Raw genomic sequence first — 26,665 nt, forward strand, 5'->3', positions numbered from 1 at the left:
GTGTGTGATCTAATTGTTAAGTTAAGCATATATCTTTTTTACCAATTTACCAATACTAAGCCCTTGTACGAGTATCGAAAAGAACACAACAACATAGGTGATATATAATATAACTTCAGAAGAAGGGTTGTCGCTTAGACTGAGCGCTAATGCCAGAGAAATTCCACCACGTAAACCTCCCCAAGTAAGTATTGTTACCGTTTTTAGGGGACTCATTTCAGAATGCTTTAATAGAGAATAGGGTACGAATACCGAAATAAATCTTGACAAGAGTACAATGAAAATGGCAATAATCCCTAAAGTTAAATGAGTAGCATCAAATTTTAACAGATGAATTGCCAAACCGATCAGCACGAACAATATGCCATTAAAAACATCGTCAAGTACCTCCCAGATTTCATTGATTAATTTTCTAGTGGCTCCTTGATTGGTTTTAATATTTAGTTTATTACCAATGATCATTCCAGCTACAACCATTGCCAATGGTCCTGATACATGGATCAAAGAAGCAAATGCGTATCCACCCATTACAATTGCCAAACTGATCATGACGCATAATTGCGGATTTTCTTTTACAGATTTAATAGATTGATACCCAATAAATCCCAGAAGTGCTCCATATAGTAAACCACCTACCGCTTCTTCTAGAAATAGTTTGCCAATTTCTAATCCTACCGAACTTTCAACTTGATGTTCTCCCATTCCTGTAAGAATTAGGATTCCAGAAAATACGACCACTCCAATTCCATCATTAAATAGTGATTCTCCTTCTATTTTTATTCCCAAACTTTTAGCAATATTGGCCTTTTTTAAGATGGCCATCACAGCAATAGGGTCTGTTGGAGAAATTAATGCACCAAAAAGCAAGGCGTGTAAAAAAGGTAATTCTATTCCGACCAATTGAGCAGCGCCAAAAGTAAGTCCTCCTACTAAAAAAGTAGAAATAAGAACTCCGAGTGTCGCAAATAAAATAATGGGCCATTTCTCTTTTGCCAGCTCATCAATATTCACATGAAGTGCTCCTGCAAATAACAAAAAACTTAAAATTCCATCTAATAATAAACTTCTAAAATCAGAATTGGCAACCATATCACAAAAGAACTGATAGAAACCAGGTGCAAAACCTTTGCTTACGGTAATAATCAGAATAGTTACTAAACTCATTAACATCAAAGCAATAGTGGTTGGCATCTTTAGCCATTTGTAGTTTACAAAACTAAAAAAAGCAGCAATAGAAAAAACAATACTGAAGGACTGTAACATAGTTTTTAAGATTTTACATTAATATATTTTCCAACAAAGACAGCAATGACAATGGCGAGATAAAACTGACCGATAATATTCATGACTAATGTGATGGATTGAGCTTGCGGAGTAAGAGGTGTAACATCACCATAACCAACCGTAGTAATACTGATAAAACTAAAGTAGTAAAAGACATATCCAGAATAATCTCCTCTAAGATGAAAAGATCCTGGATCGATAAAATGAATGGTTTCGAAAAGAATACCACCGATAATCCCTAAATAAATGAATCCTAATATAGGACCAAGAATAAATTGAAGATTTATTTTATCTATTTTCCTTAGTTGTTGTAGTAGCAAAAAACAGAAATAAGAAAACAAAAGAAATGAAGATAACAACCGAAATACATTTACCATATGCATATCAGGTTTAGAAAATTCTAACCATATAAATGCAAGTGCTATGACTCCAAGGATATACGTTCTGAGCCTTGTTTTAGCATTAGAAGCTATTAACGAACTAGCTAGAATTACCAAGGTATAATTAATCACGACTACATGAGCAGGATACATTTCTGATATTGTAGCGTGAATAGGAGTCAATAGAAAATTAAACACACTGATAAGTGCTATTAGATATTTATAGGTGTTTAATATTTCTAGTGTTTTACGCATAATTAATATATCCTAGAAGGCAGATTCAATTCCTTAATATTACTGACATCGATTCTTAATTGATACCAATCTTCTACTTGGACTACATTGCCAGTTACCAATGACGGTTTACCGACATAAGGCAATATATCTTTATGAATAGGATTTCCTTTCTGATCTGTAATCAGGTAATATTCGGAGATGTTGTTTTCATCGTTAGTTGCTAATACTGGAGGAATCCCTCCAGAAATACATAAAACTGCACAACTTCTATGAATTTTTCCTTTTCCTGGTTTCATCACTCCGAAATAACATTTGGGATCTACAATTTCTCCTTTTAGTTCCATATCGGTAACTAAAGCTTGTGTTTCGGGTAATCTTTTGGGATTTGCTTTTTCGATCAGAGTTACCTTCTCATCGCTAGTAATCTGTAAAAGTGTTTTTCCGTTATAATAGATGAGATTACCTTCTATACTCAGCATACTGCCTGATAGTTCAGATACTTCTTCTCTTATCTTTTTTAGAAATGGGTTGGCACTATATTTTCCAAAACCAATTAATAGAATATTTTTAAAAGAATTCTCATCAGTTTTAACCTTTAACATTGGATAGGGCATCTCATGATAGACTCCCATAATCTTAGTGTTTGTAGTTAGTTCAAAAGAACTGTTTTTAAAGGTGTTTTGTGAGAAAGCAAAAACAACTGCTATAATAAGAATTCCTAATAAGCCTAGTAGTACAAAGTTTTTTACTGTCTTTTTTGTTTTAGAGGAAACATTGTCAAGGTAACCAACAAAAAAATCATCTTCATTATTGTTCATAGGTATTGCTATTTAATAAGTGATAGGTGTTACCTCAGTTCCTTCTGCTAAGGCTTCTGGTAGTACATATATTTTGTTATTACTATTTTTGAGACGGTATGTCGCAACTTTTTCTGTAAATGGAGGAGGAGACTGGCCATTATGTGGCAGGTATTGATATCCGTGCCAAGGACAGGTAACACAACCATCTATTACTTTTCCTTCTCCCAATGGACCACCTTGATGTTTACATACATTAGAGATTGCAGATAGTTTATTGTCGTATTTAAATACCGCGATTCGTTCTTTACCTACAATAAATATTTTAGCTCTATCTTCAGGTATTTCATTAATATCACATACATATTCCCATCCATCTTCAATCTGTTGTGTTTTGATTTTATCAACCTTAGTTTCTTTGAATCCCGTAATCAAATGCAATGAGGCGATAGTTAAGAATCCAATGCTTAAGATTGCAATTGAAGCAATAGAAGGTTGCTGCTGAAATGCTCCCAGGAAAACATGCATAATGATCAATGCATATGCAATATATACCATCATATGTAAACGTTTCCAGGTTTTAGGTGAGAGTTTTTTTAACCAGAAATCATGGCTTGTTGCGGCCATTAGAAACAAGATGATCAATGCAAAGAAGCCCAATACCTGAAATGGAAAATTGTTCAGAGAACCATAATCCATATTAGAGGTGAAAATCGCATAAATAGGATTTGTATTTCCAAGTGAATGAAATTGAAAAATAGAAAATCCGCCATGTACCAATGCTGCCAAAAACATACTAACACCAAGATGTCTACGATTATATAATAGAGGCAAAAATCTTGTGTTAAGTCTCGCTAAAGGTCCAATTACCAAAATAATATGCAATAAAGCAACGGCTAATGTCCCAAAAGCTCTTATGATCAAAGTTTCTGGACTAGTTTCACCGTTAGTAATTATAGTAATTCCTATGAAGCATAACAGATAGATCAGCATGCTGAATCCGATCCATTTATCATAGATTTTTTTGTTTCGATTCCAAAGTACCGTTTGATAATTTACTCCCATTATAGTTCGATATTAACAATGTTGTTTTTCTTTATTTCATCATACACTCGAATACTTTTGATCGATTTATCGATTTTGAATGTATATACCCCTTTTTTGTCTAAAGTGCCTAAATACTTGCCATCCGTATTGCTGGGTGTAACACCATATACCAGAGAGGAAGCACTTTTTAAAGGTTTTTTCAGAATAAGTTGAAGTGTATTAGAGGTCTCCAGTTCTTTAATTCCAATTAAGAAACTTTCATCATCTAAAACTGTACGCTGTCCTGATGTTTCTGAAACCGTTACATCACCATCGATAAGTAGAGACTCTTTTATACTGTTAACCGATAGCACCAATAAAATTGGGATCACAATAATTAGCAATAACCAAATTATTTTATGTGTTTTTCTAAGTCCTGACGTCATGATTTTGCTCTTGATTTATTAATTATTTTCAAAAGAAGAACTGGCCAAAGACCAATTGCTCCTGGAACTAACAACAATCGAACAGTCCATTTACTATCTGCTATCAATTCGTCTATTTTAAAAGCACCTTTGATAAAAAAGTAAATCCCAAATAAAAGTCCAATGCCAAAATAGAGTCCTAAGAGGCTCGTTATAATCTTAATTACTATTTCCATATTATATTCGTTCTATTTGTTTTTTTTAGATTAAAGTTACATCTGTAATGATTTCTAATAATGCTGGGCCATCGTGATCTCTTAGTTTTTCTAATGCTGGAATCAAATCTTCTTTTTTGGTGACTTTAATTCCCAAAGCGCCACAGTTTTCAGCATATTTTGCAAAACTCACATTATGTAGTGATGTTTGCCATACATCTAATTCTGCAGCCTTTTGTTCTTTAGAAATCTTTCCTAATTCTGAGTTGTTTAGTAATACGTGTTTGATATTCATGTTGTATTTAACCAAGGTCATCATTTCACCAAGATATTGACCAAAACCACCATCACCAGATACAGACCAGATAGGTCTTTCTTTTCCTTGTGCAGCCCAAGCTCCCATCGCTGCGGGTAATGAGAAACCAATAGACCCTAAGTAACCTGACATCAAAATCGATTGGCTTTTAGGTTCGAAATAGCGCCCAAAGGAGTAGGTGTTATTACCTACATCAACCGCAATCACTGCATTTTCTGGGGTGATTTTATTCATCGCTTCGAATACGGCAATAGAGCTAATCCCTTTATCACTTTGATCTTTTAATCTATTTGTTTTTTCTTCTTTCCATATTTCCCATCGTTGTGCAATTTCAGATCTTCTGTCGATAGTATTGATATTGTTTTTGGTCTGTTCTTCGATCAATGTTAGGGTTTCAGAAATCTCACCCCAAAGCGCCGCATCTACTTTATGAAATTTACTCAATGCCGTTGGGTCATAATCTACCTGAATAATGGGTTTCTTTGGTGTGATTCCTGTATGGTTAGAGAAAGATGCGCCAAATACAATGAGTAAATCACTTTCATTCATAAACCAAGATGCAATCGGAGTTCCACTTCGTCCTAAGACACCACAACCAAGTTCATGAGCATCTGCGATCAATCCTTTTCCTTTAAAAGTGGTAATGACCGGGCATTTTAATTTGTCGGCAAAAGCCGTAATTGCTTCCATATGAAATCTTGCTCCGTGACCGACAATAATGGCTGGTTTTTTTGATTCAGAAATCATTGAAACAGCTTTTGCGACCATTTGTTTTGGAGGAGAAATATTCATAGGAGTTATTCTGCCTTCTGGAGTTTGAGCTTCTTCACCTTCAGTTTTTGGCATAAAAGCTACTTCATCAGGAAATGTAATGTGTGATACATTTCTATTGAGTAATGCGCTTTTGATAGCTAAACTCATTAATTCACTATGTTTTGAGTTTTGCTGTACAGGATGATTAAAATCTGCAACCGTTTGGAAAGCTCGAACCAAATCTACTTCCTGAAAAGCACCAGTACCCATAACTTGTGTATTCACCTGTCCCGAAAATGCTAATAGTGGAGCTCTATCTACTTTGGCATCCCACATACCTGTGAACATATTGGTAGAACCAGGTCCTGCAATTCCGAAACATACTGCTGGTTTTCCCATTAATTTACCATATGCTGAGGCAGCAAAAGCGGCTGCACCTTCATGTCTAATACCAAAAAACTGTAATTTTCCTTGCGCTTCTAATCGCATCATTGCATCAGCAACTCCGAGATTAGAGTGACCTACCATCCCGAAAACTGTGTTGACATCCCAATTGACCATGGTCTGCATCATCACATCAGAAATCGTTTCTTCGTGAGCTGGTTCTTCTGGGATTCCAACAAAAATTGCATCACCTTCTTCTTTAACTTCGAAAGTGCCTACACCATCATCATAACCTCCTGGTGGTAATCCAGTACAAGGATCGAAATCCCATCCATGCCATGGACAACGTAGTAAACCATTTTCTATAGAACCTTCTCCCAACGGACCACCTTGATGTGGACATCGATTGTCTAAAGCAGAGAATTTACCTTTAAAATGAGTGAGACAAACCCCTTGATGACCAGCGGTAACAGTTTGTACTCTTCCTTCGGGAAGTCTATCCTTATTATCCAGTACTTTATACCAAACAGTTTCTTTTTTTGAAGTCATGATTGTTTTTTATGATGTTAGCATTTATTGAGATATTGATCTTGTCTGATTTTTACAGCCTTAAACGAGTACACGATAAGGGCAATTAATCCTAATAGGGCACTAGCGATACCAGCTATGGTAATGTAAATTGTAGCATTGAAATTGGTCTCTACACTTTTATATATTCCTGAAACCAGTGCAGAAATCACAAAACATGCTACAGCTACATACAAAAAAACCATAGCACTGTTTAAAAGTTTAAGTTGTCTTAGCTTTCGTTGTATCAATTTTTCTTTTGTAGTTTCTTCTATAATCAATGTTTTAATCTCAGTACTAAGATTAACTAAAAGATTAGACGTAGATAATATCAAAAGCCCAATACCAGGTATTATTGTTGCTGGCAAATACCAATGTTCCATGGTTTTTAGTTTTTAAATATGGCAAGAGCTTCTTTAAAAAAAGTAACTCCTTGTTCTTCAGTAACTCCTTTAATTGGTAATGTGGCTCCTTTAAAACCTTCGTTACTCCAGGATCCTAAGGTTAGCTTGTTGAAACCAGTTGTGTCTATACCATCATGGCCTTTATATCCACTGATATAGAAGTAATAATCATTGTGTATTGTATCAGGAATTGCCATGCCTAAACCAATTGCAACTCCTTCCTTATTTTTGAGAGAAGAAAAAGCACCTATGTCAAAATGATGAGGCCAAATTCGAATATCTGAAGTTAACGAAGATGAGGAGATCGTTTTCTCTAAAACATGCTGCGCTAATATTCTTTGCTCTAATAATTCTTGCAAGACATCGTCTGATGGTTTCCTAAAAACAAAGTCATTGGTTATAGGATCATAAGGAAGGTCATAATGAAGCTTATAGACAAAAGGATTTTTTAATCCAAGAGTAGTGGCTAATGACTCCATCCAGGATACCACTTCTTGATGTGTTTTTCCGTCTAATAAAATGCTTAATCTAACAGTGCTGTTTGCTACCCAATGCAATGCAAAATTTAAATAATCAAATGTGATTTTACAACCTTGATCATTTAATGGCCAAGTTTCCAGATATCCTTTTTCTGAATTAAACCCCAGATTGGTATGACTATCGTCATCTTTTTTGGGTAAGAAACTTATTCCAGCAGCTGCTAGGTATTGGGCCGCAATATGTATTTGTGAACTCATAACTATAGATTTATTACATTTATACAAGTGAGGTTTTCATTGAGTCCCGCTACAGAACTAAATTTAAGTATGAATCCCTGTTGTTTTTTAATATGGATAACAGAAAGTGTTAACTGATAACTATATTATTCTGGTTATATATGCTTAGTGAACACCAGCATAATTAATACCAGTTAGTTTATGCATATCGTGATCATATGTTGATAAATCATCATGGTTAAACTTAGAAATATCATCATATCCACAAGCTCTTGCAACTACCTTAATAAGATCATTGGTTGCATTAAAGTAATTATATAATTGCTTTGCAGATGATTCTATAATCAATCGACTTCTTAATGATTCTTTTTGTGTGGCGATACCTACTGGGCAGTTATTACTTCCGCAAGCGCGCATTCCTAAACATCCAATAGCTTGTAGTGCTGAATTGGAAACAGCGATAGCATCAGCTCCCAACATCATTGCTTTTGCAAAATCTTCGGCAATCCTTAATCCTCCAGTGATAATTAAAGTAATATCTGTGGCTCCTACTTTATCAAGATATTTTCTGGCTCTTGCAAGTGCAGGAATTGTAGGGACATTAATATTATCACGTAATATAGTAGGAGCAGAGCCAGTTCCGCCGCCACGACCATCCAGAATAATATAGTCCACACCTACATCTAAGGCAAATTGAATATCTTTTTCGATATGACTGGCAGCTATTTTAAAACCAATGGGGATACCACCCGTTCGTTCACGAACTTGTTCTGCAAAGGCTTTAAAATCTTTTACTCCGTGAAAATCTGGAAAAGTAGCAGGTGAGATTGCGGTTTCTCCTTGGTTTAAACCTCTAACTTCTGCAATTTCTTTACTTACTTTAGTGCCTGGTAAATGACCACCAGTACCTGTTTTTGCACCTTGTCCACCTTTAAAATGAAATGCTTGTACTTTATCCAGTTTGTCCCAAGAAAAACCAAATTGGGCGGACGCTAACTCATAAAAATATTTAGTGTTGTTTTCTTGTTCTTGTGGTAACATTCCACCTTCTCCAGAACAAATCCCTGTTCCTGCCATTTCTGCTCCTCTGGACAATGATATTTTGGCTTCTCTGGATAGTGCTCCAAAACTCATATCACTCACAAATAGTGGAATATCCAAGCTTAAAGGTTTTTTTGCTTTAGGTCCAATAACTACTTTGGTTGCTACCTCTTCGTGATCTAATAAAGGTCTACTTGCTAATTGGGCAGGTAAAAATTGAATATCATTCCATTTAGGTAATGTATTTCTATCTACACCCATCGAGGCAGAAAACCCGTGATGTCCAAGGTTTTTTAAACCGTTTTTAGCAAGTTCTTTAATATATCCTGTGTATGGTTCTGTATCTTCTGGATGCGTATCTGCATAGGCACCTAAGTATTCCTCTCTGTTAAATGGCTGTGGTTGATTAAGGAGATAATCGTTAATTTCTGTTTCATCAACGTATAGGGTATCTCCATCGATTTTAGTACTAAACTTATGTAAGATTTCTTTGTTGTTATACTCTGAAACACCTGTGTCTACTCTGTAATCCCATCCGTGAACTCCACAAATCAGATTATGCCCATCTACATGTCCATCGGCCATTAATGCTCCTCTATGAAGACATCTCCCGTATAATACAGAGATTTCTTCATCAAACTTGACGATAACCAGATCAAGTCCATTAACTAAAGCGTGCGAAGGTTGTTTGTTTTCTAAATTACTGATCTGGGCAATTGCTACAGGTTTTTTCATGTGTTGTTTTAATTTTTTGATGTTAGTTATAAGAAGTTTATGTTGGTGTTGATCAGAGCAAATATGCTATTTGGTCTTAAAATTTTAACAAAACTTTCATCAGATGTTAGTATTATCTAAAAAGCAAATCCTAGGACAAATACTATTCTTCCTCCATCAGAACTTGCGTAATATCCCAGATTAGCTGTAAAAGAATCCAATCCGCTAATCCAGAAAGAACCTCCAGCACTGGTATGCCATTTATCTGAGGTGTCATTTTCTAACCATACTCGGCCATAATCAAATCCTCCAGTCAATCCGTATTTAAGAGGAATAAAGCTAGTCTTAAATTTACCAAGTTTAAGTCGTAAATCCATATTTTGATATAAAGAATATTTACCTACAAATCGTTCATTTCTAAATCCACGTAGCCCTTTTATACCTCCAATCTGAGCACCGTGATAAAATTCGAAATCATCTCCTAATAAAATTTCTCCTCCAATTTCGGTAGCAAATACCAAGTTTCCTTGTTTATTTAATTTGTGATCGATGTCAATTTTTGGTTCTATATAACCAAAACTATTATCACTTCCGTCGATAGCTGTTTTATAACCAGCAGTAAGCCCAATATCCATCCCTAATGTAGGGAATGCAATATCATTTTTATTTTTGAAACCGTAGGTTATTTCGGCACCAGCATACGTTTGTTGATCAAAAACATCATTAGTTATCGGAATGTTATTGACAAATCGGCCATTGGTATTTTCTAATTCGAAGGATTCTATTAAGGGTTTAAATTGAAAATACCCTCCATCTCTTCCTCTCCATATCAGCGAGATTGCAGCATTCCATTTTCTGAGTCTTACGCGATTAAAATCTAAGTCAACAACATCTTTGTCATAATCTGTTTCATTACCAAAACCAAAGAAATTCTGAGCAAAACTTGGGCTGGTATACAAACCTTCTATACCAAAATTCCAATTATGGAAAATATGAGAAAATTCACCTTTATAAGATACATCAAATCCTCCAGATCCTGTATAATAAGATGCGCTAATCGCATGTTTTTGTGTGAATGGGTTTCTTTGTATTCCATAATATGTGAAATTATCTAATACACCAACACGTAACCCATCATCTGGATTAAAGGCTATTAATGGAAGTATCTGATTAAAGTAGTATTTCTGTTTTTTATAATCATAATTATTAATGTCATAATCATCTACTAACCATTTTTTGGATCGCTTATTTACGATAGTATTGGTTTTGTTTTTATAATCATATAGCTTTATCCTTTTAGTATTTTTAAAGTTATAGGTATCGTCTTTCTTTCCACCAACGACCTTAATATCAATTAGGTTATTACCTTTTCCTTCTACATTGAATGTGTCATTACCATCTAATCCATACAACCATATTTCTTTGGTTTCTTCTTGCATGAATGTTCTATTAAGAATACCAATGTCTTTTCGATTAATTTCGATATTGGTTTGTCCATTTGGTAATCTTTTGATATTAAAAACATCATCCTTTTGCGTTCCTGCAATGACCTCAAAACTATTAAGGTGTTTGTAATATCTCTTTGCTATATCAACTATATTTGATCTTCTTCCTTTAAGTTTCTTTTTGATATCATTAATAGTCTCACCTTTCATTTCATCTGGAACATTTTCAAAAGCTTTTTCTATTACTTCGTCTGTTAAATTTTGCTGAATGTACGTGGCTTGTTTTTCCCATTTAGACCAATCTGAACCATTAATAAAGGTCATATCCAGAGGATATGGAGTTTGACTAAACCATTTAGGACTGCGCAATTGCTCATCATAGGATTGCATTTTTCTTAATCCTGGTATTGCATGCGTTAAGAAGTTAATAATTGTTCCATCAAAAACGGAGAATGCTTGATCTCTATCTCTGGGAATAGGTTTACTGACCTTTGTTCCATCTTCTTTTTCGAATAAAGCCCATCGCCATTGATCGGGATGTCTATCCCAGTCACCGATTAGCATATCAAATAATCGAGCACGAATGTAAGAAGGCTCATCTACTACAGATTTACCAGATTTGTGCACTGCTTGTAATATGTCATTGGAGCTAAGGATTTTTTGTGGTTTTCCAAAAGAAGCTAAATCACTATGACCTGATTCTACACGTTCTTCAACTAAGTATAATTCATCTCCAAAACTATCGTTAAATTCACCAAGGCCTTCTTGTTTTGGAATATAATATAAACTAGGGTTTGTATGAAATACATCAACGGCATCTGATAAGGTTCCTATGGCAAAAGGTGTATAAGGATGTGCAGTTGTATAGAAATCCAGTAAAAACCTATCAGCATAACTATCTTGTAAATCTTCTTCTACGTATTTATCTAAAAAAGCTGTAGACTGAATAAATTTTGTTGCACTTTTTCGTAATGCACGCATTACATATTGTTTTCCTTCTTTGTCAACTAACCTAAGGGAGTTGGATTGATGTCCACCACCTTTTCTAATAGGAGTCAATCCTCCTTTAAGTGTATCTAAAAAAGCAACTTTAGCTGCTACAGGTTTACTATAGTATTTTCTATAATGTTGTCCCCATAACCCTTTGTATAGTTTACTTTTTTTGGTTTCGTCAGCAGAATAGACGGATGCACTTTCTGTAGCAGAAAAACTATTTTTGGGTTTCAAGTCAAAAGAGGTTTTTACTTTTTCATTATGCAATACAGTAGTGTTAAATAGAGAAGTAGTCTTTCCATTTGTTACTGCATAATACGTGACTGCAACTTTTCCATTGGTATAGATATCTATTTTAGCATATCCATTTTTTGTACTTGTAAAATCTCCTTCTATGGCTCTTTTTACACGTTTGGTTTTTCCAATAGCACCGCTTATGATTTGCGGAACGCCATATTTATTTATGTATTGCAGGTTCTTATCTTTTCCAGAAACAAAAATTACGTTTTCATTTTGTCTAGCCATAGTAGTAATTCTATTTCTAAAATTACGGTATTGTTTGTTTTCAAAATCTTGTGTAGAAGTCCCTGCAGTATTGGCTAATAGCCCTTGTTTAGAATAGGTGTATATCGGATGATGGATGGCTATAATCTTGATTTTATCCTGCGATTTTTTGAACATGCTTTCTAACTCCAGAAAGAAAAGTGTTCTGTTCTTAATATCGCATTCTTCATTGAGATAAATATGGTTGTTCCAGTTTTCTAGATACCACTGAGAGTCAATAGTTATTAATACTACATTTTCGCTGATTTCTTTTTTCTTGATAGGACATCCATCATCTGGATAAAATTTAGCTTGACTATTTTTTTGTATAAACTTTTCTAATTTTCTAACGCCTTTGTGTCCTTTTTTAGCCCAATCATTCGTACCAGGAATGAAAATTGTATGCTCATCGAAATCGGATAATACATCTAATTGGTTTTTTAATGCTTTTGCTGAGGTATCATCAATAAATCCTTGTTCTGAAACCGAATTCCCAACAATAAGTAATTTAGAGTTGGAAGCATTTTTAGCCTCAGTTAGGATTGTGGATAAGTAATTTTGATCGGTTATTTCACCTGTATTGGAAGTAATAAAAATCGAACTTTCGATTTCTTGTCCATAGGTAATTAGCGTGCATAAAAAAGCACATAATATCCAAATGTTTTTTGCTAGTTTAGTTTGCATGAGATGAGTTTTATATGAGATCAATTAGCTAAAAAACCTCGTTTCAGTTGATATGTTTTTAATAGTATAAGCCCTGTAAAAATTGACAATGAATAATAGTATATCGGAATTTCTGCTATTATTTATTTTCCTTCCATTATTAAACATCTTGTGATTGCAAATTCGATTGCAAAAAAACAATGCTAATAATGCTTTAAGATTTTTTTTCATTCTTTTATATTCGAAATAAGATCATATTTTTTGTTCTATAGAAATTGATATATTTTGAGAGTCATAGTCGATTAAGGAGTCTTTTCTTAAGGTGCTTAGCACATTACTCACTGTCTGTCGAGAAGTATTTGTTAGGTTCGCGATATCTTTATGTGATAAAAGGTTTTTAGCAATTATTCTGGTATTTTGTTCTTCGCCAAATTCCTTGATGTAATCAATGATAAACTCTTTTATTCTTGTCGCACTATCTTTATAAAGCAGATCTTGCAATCGTCTTTCTAATTTTTTAATACGTAAGCCATATACTTTTAGAACACCGTTTTTAAGAGATTTATGTTTCTCCATGATTTGTTCCATCCTCTCAGATTCTATATAACAAACGATACAGTCTTCTAAGGCAATAGCTTGCTCTTCTGCTGCTGCCTGCTCATTGTAGAGAGATAGTTCACCAAATATGTGCCCTTTTTTTACAATATACTTGACATTATTATTACTGCTATCAATAATCTTAACGGTCCCTTTTTTAAGGAAAAAGATACTTTTTTCGTCTTCATTAAATAATTCAATAGTAGATCCTTTATCAATATTGTCCATTTCCAAGATTTCACACATGCGCATCATGGTAATTCTTCCTAATTTGTTAAACAGGTTAAAACCTTCTAGAAACCAATATTTTGTATATGTATTCAATGCAATTATGGATGGTTATGTTAAAAATACAGAATTTTAGTATAACCGATATTGGATAATTTTCCGAAAGTTACTTTAGACGACAACTATGCAATATTTGTTGTCTTAGGTAGAGGAATTGGATAGAGGTATATTACCTTTTTAGTTGATCTAATCCTAGTGTAGTTATAATTAGAATTTGCGTTGTTGGAAAGAAACTACCCTTTATTAGTAGTTTTAGTTGCTATGTGGAATTAGAAATACAAAGAAGCTATACAAAAAGTGTTTTTTCGAAGTTTAATTTTTTTGATTTTCAAAATGTCTTCGTCTTACTTCAACTAATAATCTAGTTTTTTAGAACTTTTTATATAGCTTCTTTGGCAATTGTTTTTAGTATGTGAGGTTTATTTTTTAATAAACTTTCCAGTTTTTTTGTTTTTTCCTACACTCATAATATATGCATATACACCAGGAGCAAAACGGCTTGTATTAACTGATACTTTTTCTAAACTTTTATACGATTCATTATACATGATTCTTCCAGTAGCATCTATAATACATAAGTGCCCAAATGTGTTTTTATAACTTCTATTTATATCAAAATGTATTTCGTTGACACAAGGATTTGGATAGCTCTTTATTGATAATAATGCTTCTTGTTTCGTACGAGCAAACTTACTGATACTGCTACGTACTACATTTGTGCTTCTTTCTACACCAGCATCGTTTAGGATTACATCAGTAGCTTTTTCACTAATTAGATATATAGGAACTGCAAGGAAGAATCCAGGAATTTTAGGGAATACACAAGCATCTACAACACGTAGGTTCTTAACACCTCTTACATTAAAATTACTATCTAATACATCATACCGATCTGTTCCGTCACCTATTTTACAAGTGCCGCAAGGATGGTGTCCCCATGCTTCTCTGGAAATAAAATCTGCTTTTTCTTCGAAAGAGTCGACATCTGGACCAGGCCATAGTTCTTCTTTAATAACATCGCGTACCAATCTGTTTTTCATAAGATCTCGGATGTTATCCACACCTTTTACCATAGCTTGCATATCAGAACCTTGCAGGTCTTGCGCATCCGTGAAATATTTAAAATTAATATCTGGAGTTTTTCTGGGATCGGTACTGTCGATTTTAACTTCTCCTGCGGTATTTTCTGTATGTCCTTTGAGTAGTAACCAAGTTATTTTATCATTTGATGCTTTGATATCATCACTGTATCCTGGGTAATATCCTTTAAAATCACTTAAAGCACAGAAACTGAACATATCTGGATCTGGTAGATCTGGATCTGTTCTGGTAATATTTGCAGTTAATGTCCCACTACTAGTATATGGACCTGTACCTCTATTAAATTTATTAAGACAAGCATCAAAACCTTCAGAGAAGGTACAGTCTTCTAATATAGTATCCTTTAGCGTGTAGGTCATTCCTAACTCATATCGGTCTTGTAGATTTTGACCCACACCTGGTAAATCTTCTAATACTTCGATTCCTTTGTTACGCAGTAAATTAGCATCTCCTATACCAGACAATTGTAATAACTGAGGCGTATTAAAAGCTCCTGCAGAAAGTATAACTTCTCTACCTGCTTTTACAAATACTGCTGCAGGTTGTGGCGTATTATCATCATATAATTTATCTGCTTCGTATAAATTGTTTCCTTCTAGGTATTCTACACCAATAGCTTCTTTTTGGTCATTAAATACAACCTTACTTACCAGAGCATTCGTAATGATTGTTAGGTTATCAGGATATTGCTCTTGAGTTTCCAATAAATATTCTCTTACAGTATGTCTTGTAGAGTTTCTATCCATAGTTTGAGGAATCATTACGGGACCTTCACCACCTCTTTCGAAAAATCGTCTGTTTACATCAAATGATTTTTCATCAAAGAGATAATTAAATAAGTTTTTACCATTATGATCTAGATTAGCTCTTAGAAGTCCAGCGACTGAAAAGTTATCCAGTAAGGTTCCGATATCAAAACTTTGGTAATTGGTTGGTAACCATCCGTCAATACCGTGATCTTCGCGAATTGCTTCACGGGTTAATAAATATTCACAGTTTTCTAAACGTTTAAAATATTCGCGCATATTTTCTGCTCTCCAACTTTCATCTCCTGTTAGATCAGCAATGTATTCAAAATCACTTGCATGTGGATATACCGTGATCATGGCATTTACAGCTGTTGATCCCCCAATAGTAGCTCCTCTAGGATACAAGATTCCTTTTCCAGGAACATACTTACTATCCAGTTGATCTCTATCTCCAGAATAGTGTTTTACAAAATAACTCCACGATAGATCCTCATCTTCTGAAGCAAAAGTGTGATACGCAGGAATTCTATAATTATCTGTTTTTGGATCTTTGGCACCAGCTTCAAGAACCAATACTTTAAAACCGTTTCTCGCTAGATTTGCGGCAAGTGGCCCTCCACCTGCTCCTGATCCCACTACGATATAATCATAGTCGGTGTTAGTACGGTTTTGTGTGGATTGAGAATTTAATAATTGAGGAACGACTGTACTTGCAGCAGCTATCACCGCTGTTTTTTTGGCAAATGTTCTCCTTGAGAACTTTTTAGAATTATTCATGTTTATTTGGTTGAGTTAGTTGGTTTTAAATATACCGAAATAACATAGGCTGAAGCTCCGTTTAAACCACATAAAAATTAATGTTAAAATGTTGTTTTTAACAAGTGAAAATTGCTTGAAATAATTTTAAAATTCTGATATAAAATAACTTGTATTGTGGTTGTAACTTTCAGTGTATTGAAATCACTTTGACTATTACAATTCTTCATAGGTTAAAACCCCTTTGTTTCATTCTGATTACTATTCATACTAAATAATATGTTTCCAGTTTTTATTACTGGTAATTATTAAATAGGGAATGGGAGTTACTAACTCTTTAAGTTGTTAAAATTCTATATGCCTAAAGGGAAGATTTGAGCTTCCCTTTATCAAAAAAAAGGAATTTGTAATTACTTCCCCAACATCAGAAATTCATTGCAAACTACCTCAGTGATATACCTTTTATTACCTTCATTATCATCATAACTACGGGATGTAAGCTTACCTTCGATCGCTACTTCTTGACCTTTATTTACATATTTCTCTATAATTTCTGCAGTTTTTCCCCAAGCAACAATATTGTGCCATTGGGTATCCGTAATTTTATCACCTGCTTTATTGTAGTAATAATCATTCGTAGCGATAGAAAACTTTGCTAATTTTCTTCCAGAATCCAAATTCACGATTTCTGGTTCTTGTCCTAGGTTTCCGATTAACTGTACTTTGTTTTTTAGCGTGTTCATAATTTTAATTTTTTTGACACCTGTCTATTGCAGGGATATTAAATAATTTGATAGTATCGAGTTCTTACGTTTCGACAGTGCAAACATAGATGAGGTTCCAAATCAGATACGGTTAGGAAGTGTTTATTTTCGGTTGTAAACGTTTGTAGTCGTTTGTTAAACGGATAGAAACGCTGTAAAAGGTTATTTTAGATCATAATTTCCGATGCTAAAACAATATTTGTTGATCAGTAAAAGTTGAAAAAATGAAAAGAACGCAACAGATCGCTAATCGATTCAGAGAAGTAATGCTTGATGGTGTTTGGATTGCAAATACTAATTATAGAGATCAATTGTCTAATACATCTTGGGAACAGGCTACTACCAAAATAGCTTCTTTAAATACCATAGCACTTTTGACTTTTCATGTCAATTATTATATAGAAGGAGTTGTAAAAGTATTACAAGGAGGTCCTTTAGAAATAAAGGATAAATATAGTTTTGAAGCTCCAGTTTTAGAATCTAAAGAAGATTGGGAAACATTATTAAAGACATTATGGAGTAATTCTGAAGATTTTGCCAATCTAATAGATGATATGCCTGATGAAAAACTAAATGAAATTTTTGTAGATGAAAAATATGGAACTTATCAAAGAAATATTGATGCTATGATCGAACATGGATATTATCATTTAGGACAAATAGTTTTGATAAAAAAAATGATAGTACAGAAAACGACTAAATAAGATACAATAATAAAGCACACAACAATGAATGATTCAATTATAGATATATTAAAAACAATACTAGAAAGAGACTTGATAAAATTGAGAGTTGAGATTGAGTCTTATACCAAAGAAGAAAATTTATGGATCGAAACGGATGCTATTAGTAATTGTGCAGGAAACCTTTGTTTACATCTCGTAGGGAATCTCAATACATATATAGGCGCTACATTAGGTAATACTGGATATATTAGACAAAGAGACCAAGAGTTCTCTTTAAAAAATGTTCCCAGATCTAGACTATTATCCATGATCAATGAAACTATTGTGATCGTAAAAGAAACTTTGGATGTAATTACAAAAGAAGATTTACAAAAAGAATATCCAAGAATACTTATGGATAAGAATCCTAGTACAGAGAGATTTTTGGTACATCTAACAACACATTTAACGTATCATTTAGGGCAAATAAATTATCATAGAAGATTGTTGGATGTATAAATGTAAGAGAAAGTACATTACCCGCTAGAAATGAATAAATTTTTCATTCTGAAAAGAGTAAAAACAGACTAAAATATATAAAGGTTTCTATTGTAAATAAAGCAAAACAATACATTATATTTATCATAGATTTTAAAAACACAAACTGCTGTTTTAGCTATTTGATAATGGATACACTTTTAGAAACTGAATTTGGATTTCGGAACCCAGAAATCAAGAGACTTAATGGTTATGATAACATAAATTATATTGTTAAAAATAATCTAACCAAGTATATTTTTAAAACATATACATATAACAAAGAGTTACTTGCCGTGCTTGAAGCAGAAAGTGATGCTTTACTTTATTTACATACTAAAAACGAAAATCAATTTCCAAAACCAATTCCGTTTATAAATGGAGATTTTATTAAAGTTATAGATGTAGATGGAGAAACAATCATATGTAGAATGCTTTCTTTTCTGGAAGGTCAATTTCTTGGCGATGTAGTATCTTCAGAAAAATTATTTGATTCGATAGGAGTTTTCCTTGCAGAGATGAATATTAAACTTCAAGAATTCGATAGTTATATCCTTCGGGCAAGACAATGGGAATGGGATATTCAATATGTACATTTAAATAAAAAATATTTGGATGATATTGATGATTGTAATGACAAAAATATTGTACAGTATTTTTTTAAGCAATTCGAAGAAAATGTGACTCCTATATTACCTGCCTTAAGAAAACAGGTAATTCATAATGATGGTAACGAATGGAATATCTTAATTAAGAATGAAGAGGTTTCGGGCATTATAGATTTTGGAGATTTAGCACATTCACATGTAATAAATGAGTTAGCAATAGCGATTACTTATGCTTGTTATGATAAAGAAAACCCTTTAGAATGGGCATCAATTATTCTAAAATCATATCACAATGTACTTCCGCTTGAAGAAGTAGAAATAAAAGTTTTGTATTACTTAATTGCAGCTAGGTTATGTACAAGCGTGTGCAATTCTGCCCATTCCAGAAAAATTAATCCTGATAATACCTATGCCACCGTCAGTGAGAAATCTGCCTGGAATATGCTATATAAATGGATAAGGATTAGTCCTATTAGAGCAGAAAATACTTTCAGAGAAGCTATAGGCTTTCCAAGCCTTGATTCATTATCCGTTTTCGAAGAGATCAAAAAAAGACAGGAATATCTAAGTCCTATTCTGTCATTAAGTTATGATGAACCTATTTTTATGGATCGTTCGGCATTCCAATACATGTACGATGCGTATGGAAATACTTTTTTGGATGCATATAATAATATTCCGCATGTAGGACATTCGCACCCAAAAGTAGTTGAAGCTGGGCAAAGACAGATGGCTCAACTAAATACAAATACCAGATATCTGTATGATCTGTTGCCTACCTATGCAGAAAAGTTGTTATCAAAATTCCCAAAATCCCTTAACAAGGTATTTTTTGTAAATTCTGGAAGCGCAGCTAGTGATTTGGCTTTGAGAATGGCATATGCTCATACTCAGCATAAAAATATTATGATTATGGAGCATGGGTATCACGGAAATACCCAAATGGCAATAGATATTAGTGATTATAAATTTAATAACCCAAAAGGACAAGGACAGAAAGAATATATCCTGAAAACTCAAATTCCAGATATTTATAGAGGTAAATATACAAGTGATAATGCAGGTGAATTGTATGCCAAAGAAGCTATTGAACAAATAGAAAGTTTACAGGGGTCAATTGCAGCTTTTATTACAGAACCTATTGTGGGTTGTGGAGGACAAGTTCCTTTGGCAAAAGGATACCTAAAAGAAATATATCCAGTAATTAGAAAACAAGGAGGTATCTGCATCAGTGATGAAGTTCAAACAGGTTTTGGTCGTTTGGGAGATCACTTTTGGGGATTTGAAGCACAAGATGTTGTCCCAGATATGGTAATTGTAGGAAAGCCAATTGCAAATGGACATCCGATGGGTGCAGTTATAACGACTACAGAAATCGCTGAATCTTTTGGTAAAGGAGTAGAGTTTTTTAGTTCTTTTGGAGGCAATCCAGTCTCTTGTGCAATAGGATTATCAGTGTTGGAAGTGATTGAAGAAGAAAAATTACAAGAGCAAGCACGAATTGTTGGAACATACTATAAATCACTTTTAGCAGAACTTCAACAAAAATATGATTGTATTGGAGATGTAAGAGGATCTGGTTTGTTTTTAGGGATCGAGATCATAAAAAGCAAAAATCGTAAAACCGATAGAGCGTTAGCACATCACATTAAAAATGAGTTACGAAATAAATTCATACTGGTCAGTACCGATGGACCTGATGATAGCGTGATAAAAACAAAACCACCCTTATGTTTTACAAAAGAAAATGCCAAAGAGGTCGTAGATGCATTGGATGAGGTATTAGAAGAGTATTACAGTATAAATTAATGATTGTTATAAAATTGTTTAGAAGTAATTAATGAGTTTGAAAACGAAAATATTGATTATTGTCATTCTTTTAACTATAAGTTGCAAGCAAACCGAAGATGATACTATTACGATTGCAACAGCAGCTAATATGCAGTTTCCAATAGAAGCAATTTCAGAAGCATTTACTACCCATACTGGCATAAAAAACGACCTGATTATTGGCTCTTCAGGTAAATTAACTGCACAAATTAAAGAAGGTGCGCCATATGATATTTTTGTTTCTGCAAATATGAAATATCCCGAAGAAATTTACAGAAGTGGTTTAGCAGTTCGTCCTCCTGAAATTTATGGGTATGGCCAGTTAGTATTATGGTCAATGCATGATAGCATTCAACCTTTTGTTACTTTGCTTGCTAATGAAAATATACATCATATTGCTATAGCCAACCCTAAAACAGCACCCTATGGAGAAGCAGCTATAGAAGTGTTAAAACATTATAGGATATATGATACTATAAAAGAGAAATTAGTATATGGCGAGAGTATTGCTCAGACCAATCAATTTATTATGTCTAAGTCTTCAGAAATTGGTTTTACCGCAAAATCTATAGTGCTATCTCCAAGAATGAAAGGAAAAGGAAATTGGGTAGCATTGGATAAAAAAGTATATCAGCAAATCGATCAAGGAGTGGTTATGATTAAACAGAAAAATCGGAATGGTAAAAATGCGCAACAGTTTTATGATTTTCTTTTTTCTAAAGAAGCTAAAAAAATATTAGAAGATTTCGGATATTTAGTAGCTGAATAATGAATATTTTCTCTGGACACATATCAGAAATAGAAGTAAATGGAAGCTTATCAATGGTTTCAGTTCAAATAAATAAGCATATTGAACTAAAAACAATTGTAGTAGAAACTCCCGATACAGCTGCTTACTTACGGAAGGGAAACTCGGTAGATATTTTGTTTAAAGAAACAGAAGTGATCATAGCAAAACAAGATAATCTGTTGATTAGCATACAAAACAAAATTGAAGGTACTATACAGGAGATCGAAAAAGGAATGTTGTTAAGTAAATTAATGGTGAGTACCCAAATAGGTGAGGTGATTGCCATTCTTTCAACAGAAGCTGTGGATAGACTTCTGCTAATAGAAGATGAAAAAGTTTGTGTTATGATTCAGACAAACGAAATTATGATTTCAGGATGATAGATTGGGGTCCAATTATATTAACCGCTAAACTTGCACTAGTGACTACATTGATTCTTCTTTTAGTTTCAATTCCGCTTGCATATTGGTTGGCATATTCTAAATCAAGAATAAAACCTGTAGTAGAAACCTTGGTGAGTATGCCTTTAGTATTACCACCTACCGTATTGGGGTTTTATTTATTAATGGCATTTAGTCCAGGTAATGCATTTGGTAGTTGGTTACAGGACTGGTTTGGTATTCGATTAATTTTTTCGTTTTCAGGACTGGTGATCGGATCAGTTATTTATAGTTTGCCATTTATGGTGAACCCAATCCAATCAGGATTGTCTGGTTTGCCAGTTGCACTTTCAGAAGCCTCGTATGTATTGGGTAAATCCAAAATTAAAACGTTATTCAAAGTATTGCTACCCAACATAAAACCATCATTGTTAACAGGAATTGTATTGGCTTTTGCACATACAGTAGGTGAGTTTGGAGTAGTACTGATGATTGGGGGCAATATTCCTGAGAAAACCAAAGTAGTTTCTATTGCTATTTATGATGAGGTAGAAGCACTAAACTATGCACATGCAAATGCCTACTCAATGATTTTATTTGTGATAACCTTTGTGGTATTATTATCAGTATACTTAATTAATGGAGGATATCTAAAACGATTCTGGAGATGATAGAGGCCAATATCCATAAAACACTTAGTACCGCAAGTGGAAACATGTTACTTGATATTCAACTGAGTATCAAGAAAGGGCAATGTATTACCTTATACGGACCTTCTGGTGCTGGAAAAACATCGGTACTTAGGATGTTAGCTGGGTTATTATCCGCAGATAAAGGACAAATTGTAGTAGACGATAAGACGTGGTTACATACAGAAAAAAGGATCAATTGTACTCCACAACAACGTAGAATAGGATATGTTTTTCAGGAGTATGCTTTGTTTCCTAATATGACTGTTCGAGAAAACCTGGAATTTGCATTAGAAAAGGGTCAGGATAAGAATATTATCGAAGAACTTATAGAGATCATAGAATTAAAGGAACTACAAGATAGAAAACCGACCACCTTGTCTGGAGGTCAGCAGCAAAGAGTAGCTTTAGCACGTGCCTTGGTGCGTAAACCTAAAGTGCTATTGTTAGATGAACCACTTTCTGCTTTGGATATTAAAATGCGCAGCAAACTGCAAGATTATATTCTAAAAGTACATCGACAATACAAACTAACTACAATTTTGGTAAGTCATGATGTAGGAGAAATTGTCAAGATGTCTGATGAAGTGTATTGTATTGAGGATGGAAAAATAAGTAAACAAGGCAATCCATCCACAATATTTACGAATGACCAACTTAGCGGAAAGTTTCAATTTACGGGAGAAGTAATTGCTATTGTAAAAGAAGGAGTAGTGTATATTGTAACTGTGCTTATAGGTAGCAATGTTGTAAAAGTTATTGCACAAAAATCAGAAATTAAGCATTTGGAAATAGGAAGTAAAGTAATTGTTGCATCTAAAGCCTTTAATCCGATACTTCTAAAAATTGAAAAATAAAATGAAGGTTCAAAAAGTTGAAATTCCCAGTGTTTCACTATTAGCAGAAACTAAGGTGGACTATGTTGACAGCTTTAAATCAGAATATACGGATAAAGAAGGAGATGTTGATATTCTTTCAATTTCAAGAGCTTTTTTCTCGACTTCTCCAGAATGGATAGAAAAACTGTTTGCATTAAGAAATAAAATTGTTTCGATTTTTGGCCTCAAAACTGGAGACAAAGTAAAGAGTAGGATGCAGTTAATAGATAATTTTAAAGGAGAGGTTGGTGAACGACTAGGAATCTTTAAAGTTTTTGATAAAACTGAAAATGAAATTATTTTGGGAGAAGATGATCGTCATCTTAATTTTAGAGTTTCTCTATTGTTAATGAAACAAGTTCAAGAAGGAGATAAAAGCCTATTCATCTCTACAACAGTAAAATTTAATAATTGGTTTGGGCGATTATATTTTTTGCCTGTAAAACCATTTCATACATTGATTGTTCCCACAATGCTAAAAAGTGTGATTAAAGAAATAGAGAAATAAGGAGTTATAAAAGCAGTTGATCAGAATTGGTAATCGAATTGCCTTTATACACTAGTTTCCAACCCAAAGAATTAGTCAGTATATATATTTTCTGTAACTCGCTAATTAATCGATTCTCGGCATTAGACTTTAAGGTAGATGCTTCTATTTTTTTATTGAGCTGTTGTATTACTTCTTTCTGAATTAGATTGTGGTCTTCAGGATTAAATTGATTAAAAAAATCTTCCTCTAGATCATGATATTTTATGTCTGGATGAATATTAATTTCAGCTTCGGGAATATTAGTAATCGTTAAAGTTTTGGTAGTTTCGTCGATTGCGTGTTCAATTTTACTTAAATCATAAGAAACGGTTACACCAGCGTTAACCACAACAATTGCTTTTTTCTCTGCAGTAAGGATATCCAAATAATATTTTTTAGCATCTTTATAGGTAATGACTTCAGAAAAATGTCCTTCAGTAACCACAAGTTTGCCTACATTTTTTATTTGATCTAAAATAAGATCTGAAGACTGTATTTCAGTTTTTTGAGTTTGAAATTGATTAATAAAATAATTAATACCTAAGACAATGAATGCAGCAAGCAATGCACCTAGAAGAAAATTACGCATACCTTTATGGGTCAAGTTTCTATAAATGTACATAAAAATATTAAACCTTTTTATTTTTCAAGAGTCCTATACTTATGAGAAAAATACACCTATTATCCTTTGTTTGTATAATATCAATAGTATCATGTAAAAGTGATGATACTATTTCAGAAGAGATCAGTAATCCAGAAACAAGTCAACCTAACATTTTGCTAATTATAGCAGATGATATGGGATTGGATGCTACTCCTGGATTTAGTGAAGGTATTATAAAACCAAACATGCCAAATCTGGAATCTTTTATTGCTAATGGAGTACGATTTAATAATCTTTGGTCAGCCCCTACCTGTTCACCAACAAGGGCAACGATACTCACTGGAAAGTATGGAGTACAAACTGGAGTTTTGGCAGTAGGGGATGAAATATCAACTGCAGAAACATCCCTTCAATCGTATCTAAATGATAACACTTCTGACGCATATAGTCATGCGATTATAGGCAAATGGCACTTGTCTAACGACCCAATGAGTCCTTCTAATATGGGAATTGATTATTATGCTGGTGTACTTGGTGGTGGTGTGCAATCTTATTGGAATTGGAATCTAACAGAGAATGGAGTGAATACAACATCAACAACATATACGACTACAAAATTTACAGATCTAGCTATCGATTGGGTTGATGCACAAGAAAAACCGTGGTTCCTGTGGTTGGCGTTTAATGCACCACATACCCCTTTTCATTTACCGCCAACAGCGTTACATTCTCAAGGAGATTTACCTACTGATCAAGCATCTATAGATGCGAACCCAACACCATATTATATGGCTGCTATAGAAGCTATGGATTCAGAAATTGGTCGTCTATTAAGTTCGTTTTCTGAAGAAGAACGTGCCAATACTGTAATAATTTTTATTGGGGATAATGGAACTCCTAATCAAGTGGCTCAATCTCCATATAATTCTAATCGTGTTAAAGGAAGCCTTTATCAAGGAGGAGTTAATGTACCTATGATTGTTTCGGGATATGGAGTGGATAGAAGTAATCAGGTAGAACAAGGGATGATTAATACTACCGACTTATTTGCAACAATTGCTGATATTGCTAATTCGGGAACTACAAGTGTACATAATAGTGTAAGTTTTAAACCTTTGTTAGTAGATACATCTGCAGAAAAAAGAGCATTTATATATAGTGAGATCGATGGGCAAAATAATAACGGATATGCAATACGTAATGAAACCTATAAATTAATTGTTTTTAATGATCGTACCGAAAGAATGTATCATCTAATAGAAGATCCATATGAAAGTACAAATCTATTAAATGGTACCTTATCTAATACTGAATCCATTGCAAAATCCGATTTAGAACAAAAGGCACTAGAAATAAGACAATAAAAAAAGCCTCTCCAAAAAAGGAAAGGCTTCAGTTTTCTATATTAGAATAATTATCTCGCTTGTGGAGGATATTTTTCTAATATCGCAGTTACAATTTGGTTCATTTTTTCTTGCTTTCTGTCTACATTTTTGGTTAAAGCGGCGGTTCCCATACCTTGCCAAATTAATTCTTTTTTGGATGCATCGATCAGATCAATATATAATGTGCCTTCTGTAGTTCTGGAAACTGTATTCTGTCCAGCTCCCCAAAACCAAGGATTCCAACCCCATCCGTAACCAAATCCAAAATTATTTTGGTACACATTTACGTTTTCTTTAGTCTTGGTAAAAATACTTACTAATACATCAGGGTTTTCGGATTTAGAAAACCCTTTAGCGGCCATGTCTGCTTCGATCGCACGTAAAATACGTTTTTTGTCTAGATCGCTAATTTCGGCTTTGTCAATTCCTGGCTTAAAAAAGGCGTAGCTTTTATAACCATCAAAATTCGCTTGCTTGTCATAATCAGAAGCTACTCTAACACTAGAACAGGAGCTAAGGGTTATGATAAGAATTAATGATAAAAGAGAGAAAAATTTCATAGTCCTGGATTTTTTATGTTTAACAATCGTTTTTTTGATAAAATACGCACAA

The 26,665-nt window shown here is 33.7% G+C and carries 25 protein-coding genes; 9 read left to right on the forward strand and 16 right to left on the reverse strand.

Annotated elements, in window-relative coordinates:
- Positions 1-21: 21 nt before the first annotated feature.
- From QBK95_RS19170 to QBK95_RS19235, 14 genes are all read right to left on the reverse strand, one after another.
- Complete coding sequence (locus QBK95_RS19170; RefSeq protein ID WP_280936165.1) at positions 22-1,263, reverse strand: cation:proton antiporter; 1,242 nt, start codon at positions 1,261-1,263, stop codon at positions 22-24.
- A 5-nt stretch (positions 1,264-1,268) separates the two neighbouring features.
- Positions 1,269-1,919, reverse strand: a complete 651-nt coding sequence (locus QBK95_RS19175; protein WP_280936166.1) for a potassium channel family protein — start codon at positions 1,917-1,919, stop codon at positions 1,269-1,271.
- Between the two features lie 2 nt (positions 1,920-1,921).
- The gene (locus QBK95_RS19180; RefSeq protein ID WP_280936167.1) at positions 1,922-2,719 is read right to left on the reverse strand and encodes a hypothetical protein; all 798 of its coding nucleotides are present in this window, start codon (positions 2,717-2,719) and stop codon (positions 1,922-1,924) included.
- Between the two features lie 12 nt (positions 2,720-2,731).
- Positions 2,732-3,763: a Rieske 2Fe-2S domain-containing protein gene (locus QBK95_RS19185; RefSeq protein WP_280936168.1), complete on the reverse strand. Its 1,032-nt coding sequence runs from the start codon at positions 3,761-3,763 to the stop codon at positions 2,732-2,734.
- Positions 3,763-4,170: a hypothetical protein gene (locus QBK95_RS19190; RefSeq protein WP_280936169.1), complete on the reverse strand. Its 408-nt coding sequence runs from the start codon at positions 4,168-4,170 to the stop codon at positions 3,763-3,765. Before QBK95_RS19190 ends, QBK95_RS19185 begins: the two co-directional genes overlap by 1 nt.
- Positions 4,167-4,385 carry a hypothetical protein gene (locus QBK95_RS19195; RefSeq protein WP_280936170.1) on the reverse strand — a complete coding sequence of 73 codons (219 nt, stop codon included), beginning with the start codon at positions 4,383-4,385 and terminating at the stop codon, positions 4,167-4,169. The genes QBK95_RS19190 and QBK95_RS19195 overlap by 4 nt, the downstream gene beginning before the upstream one ends.
- 25 nt (positions 4,386-4,410) lie before the next feature.
- Positions 4,411-6,366 (reverse strand): thiamine pyrophosphate-dependent enzyme, encoded by a 1,956-nt coding sequence (locus QBK95_RS19200; protein ID WP_280936171.1) that lies wholly within the window; start codon positions 6,364-6,366, stop codon positions 4,411-4,413.
- Positions 6,367-6,383: 17 nt separating this feature from the next.
- Positions 6,384-6,767, reverse strand: a complete 384-nt coding sequence (locus tag QBK95_RS19205) for a DUF2721 domain-containing protein (protein ID WP_280936172.1) — start codon at positions 6,765-6,767, stop codon at positions 6,384-6,386.
- A 5-nt stretch (positions 6,768-6,772) separates the two neighbouring features.
- Positions 6,773-7,525 (reverse strand): hypothetical protein, encoded by a 753-nt coding sequence (locus tag QBK95_RS19210; protein ID WP_280936173.1) that lies wholly within the window; start codon positions 7,523-7,525, stop codon positions 6,773-6,775.
- Positions 7,526-7,669: 144 nt separating this feature from the next.
- Positions 7,670-9,280, reverse strand: a complete 1,611-nt coding sequence (locus tag QBK95_RS19215) for a glutamate synthase-related protein (protein ID WP_280936174.1) — start codon at positions 9,278-9,280, stop codon at positions 7,670-7,672.
- 116 nt (positions 9,281-9,396) lie between these two features.
- Entirely contained in the window at positions 9,397-12,924 is a 3,528-nt protein-coding gene (locus tag QBK95_RS19220; RefSeq protein ID WP_280936175.1) for a metallophosphatase, read from the reverse strand.
- A 231-nt stretch (positions 12,925-13,155) separates the two neighbouring features.
- On the reverse strand, positions 13,156-13,824 hold the full coding sequence (locus QBK95_RS19225) for a Crp/Fnr family transcriptional regulator (protein WP_280936176.1): 669 nt from the start codon (positions 13,822-13,824) through the stop codon (positions 13,156-13,158).
- Positions 13,825-14,207: 383 nt separating this feature from the next.
- A complete protein-coding gene (locus QBK95_RS19230) occupies positions 14,208-16,415 on the reverse strand; it encodes a GMC family oxidoreductase N-terminal domain-containing protein (protein ID WP_280936177.1) in 2,208 nt (735 codons plus the stop codon).
- A gap of 389 nt (positions 16,416-16,804) precedes the next feature.
- A complete protein-coding gene (locus QBK95_RS19235) occupies positions 16,805-17,137 on the reverse strand; it encodes a single-stranded DNA-binding protein (protein ID WP_280936178.1) in 333 nt (110 codons plus the stop codon).
- 245 nt (positions 17,138-17,382) lie between these two features.
- Between QBK95_RS19235 and QBK95_RS19240 the strand changes: the two genes are divergently transcribed.
- The 8 genes from QBK95_RS19240 (at position 17,383) to QBK95_RS19275 (ending at position 24,043) form a co-directional block, all read left to right on the forward strand.
- Positions 17,383-17,862, forward strand: coding sequence for a DinB family protein (locus tag QBK95_RS19240; protein WP_280936179.1), 480 nt, complete (start codon positions 17,383-17,385; stop codon positions 17,860-17,862).
- Positions 17,863-17,886: 24 nt separating this feature from the next.
- Positions 17,887-18,342: a DUF1572 family protein gene (locus tag QBK95_RS19245; RefSeq protein WP_280936180.1), complete on the forward strand. Its 456-nt coding sequence runs from the start codon at positions 17,887-17,889 to the stop codon at positions 18,340-18,342.
- Positions 18,343-18,509: 167 nt separating this feature from the next.
- Positions 18,510-20,777, forward strand: a complete 2,268-nt coding sequence (locus QBK95_RS19250; RefSeq protein WP_280936181.1) for an aminotransferase class III-fold pyridoxal phosphate-dependent enzyme — start codon at positions 18,510-18,512, stop codon at positions 20,775-20,777.
- Positions 20,778-20,808: 31 nt separating this feature from the next.
- Entirely contained in the window at positions 20,809-21,567 is a 759-nt protein-coding gene (modA, locus tag QBK95_RS19255) for a molybdate ABC transporter substrate-binding protein (protein WP_280936182.1), read from the forward strand.
- Entirely contained in the window at positions 21,567-21,968 is a 402-nt protein-coding gene (locus QBK95_RS19260; protein WP_280936183.1) for a TOBE domain-containing protein, read from the forward strand. Before modA ends, QBK95_RS19260 begins: the two co-directional genes overlap by 1 nt.
- Positions 21,965-22,639 (forward strand): molybdate ABC transporter permease subunit, encoded by a 675-nt coding sequence (gene modB / locus QBK95_RS19265; RefSeq protein WP_445012637.1) that lies wholly within the window; start codon positions 21,965-21,967, stop codon positions 22,637-22,639. Before QBK95_RS19260 ends, modB begins: the two co-directional genes overlap by 4 nt.
- The gene (locus QBK95_RS19270; RefSeq protein ID WP_280936184.1) at positions 22,636-23,514 is read left to right on the forward strand and encodes an ABC transporter ATP-binding protein; all 879 of its coding nucleotides are present in this window, start codon (positions 22,636-22,638) and stop codon (positions 23,512-23,514) included. The genes modB and QBK95_RS19270 overlap by 4 nt, the downstream gene beginning before the upstream one ends.
- A gap of 1 nt (position 23,515) precedes the next feature.
- Entirely contained in the window at positions 23,516-24,043 is a 528-nt protein-coding gene (locus QBK95_RS19275) for a DUF2867 domain-containing protein (RefSeq protein ID WP_280936185.1), read from the forward strand.
- Between the two features lie 4 nt (positions 24,044-24,047).
- Here the strand turns inward: QBK95_RS19275 and QBK95_RS19280 are convergent, their stop codons facing one another.
- Positions 24,048-24,653: a DUF4230 domain-containing protein gene (locus tag QBK95_RS19280; protein WP_280936186.1), complete on the reverse strand. Its 606-nt coding sequence runs from the start codon at positions 24,651-24,653 to the stop codon at positions 24,048-24,050.
- Positions 24,654-24,727: 74 nt separating this feature from the next.
- On the opposite strand from QBK95_RS19280, the gene QBK95_RS19285 reads away from it, so the two are divergent.
- Positions 24,728-26,032 (forward strand): sulfatase-like hydrolase/transferase, encoded by a 1,305-nt coding sequence (locus QBK95_RS19285; RefSeq protein WP_280936187.1) that lies wholly within the window; start codon positions 24,728-24,730, stop codon positions 26,030-26,032.
- Positions 26,033-26,082: 50 nt separating this feature from the next.
- Here QBK95_RS19285 and QBK95_RS19290 read toward each other — a convergent pair whose 3' ends face one another.
- A complete protein-coding gene (locus QBK95_RS19290; protein WP_280936188.1) occupies positions 26,083-26,613 on the reverse strand; it encodes a DUF4136 domain-containing protein in 531 nt (176 codons plus the stop codon).
- Positions 26,614-26,665 lie beyond the last annotated feature (52 nt).

This window comes from Aquimarina mycalae (assembly GCF_029906345.1).
Taxonomy (GTDB): Bacteria; Bacteroidota; Bacteroidia; order Flavobacteriales; family Flavobacteriaceae; genus Aquimarina.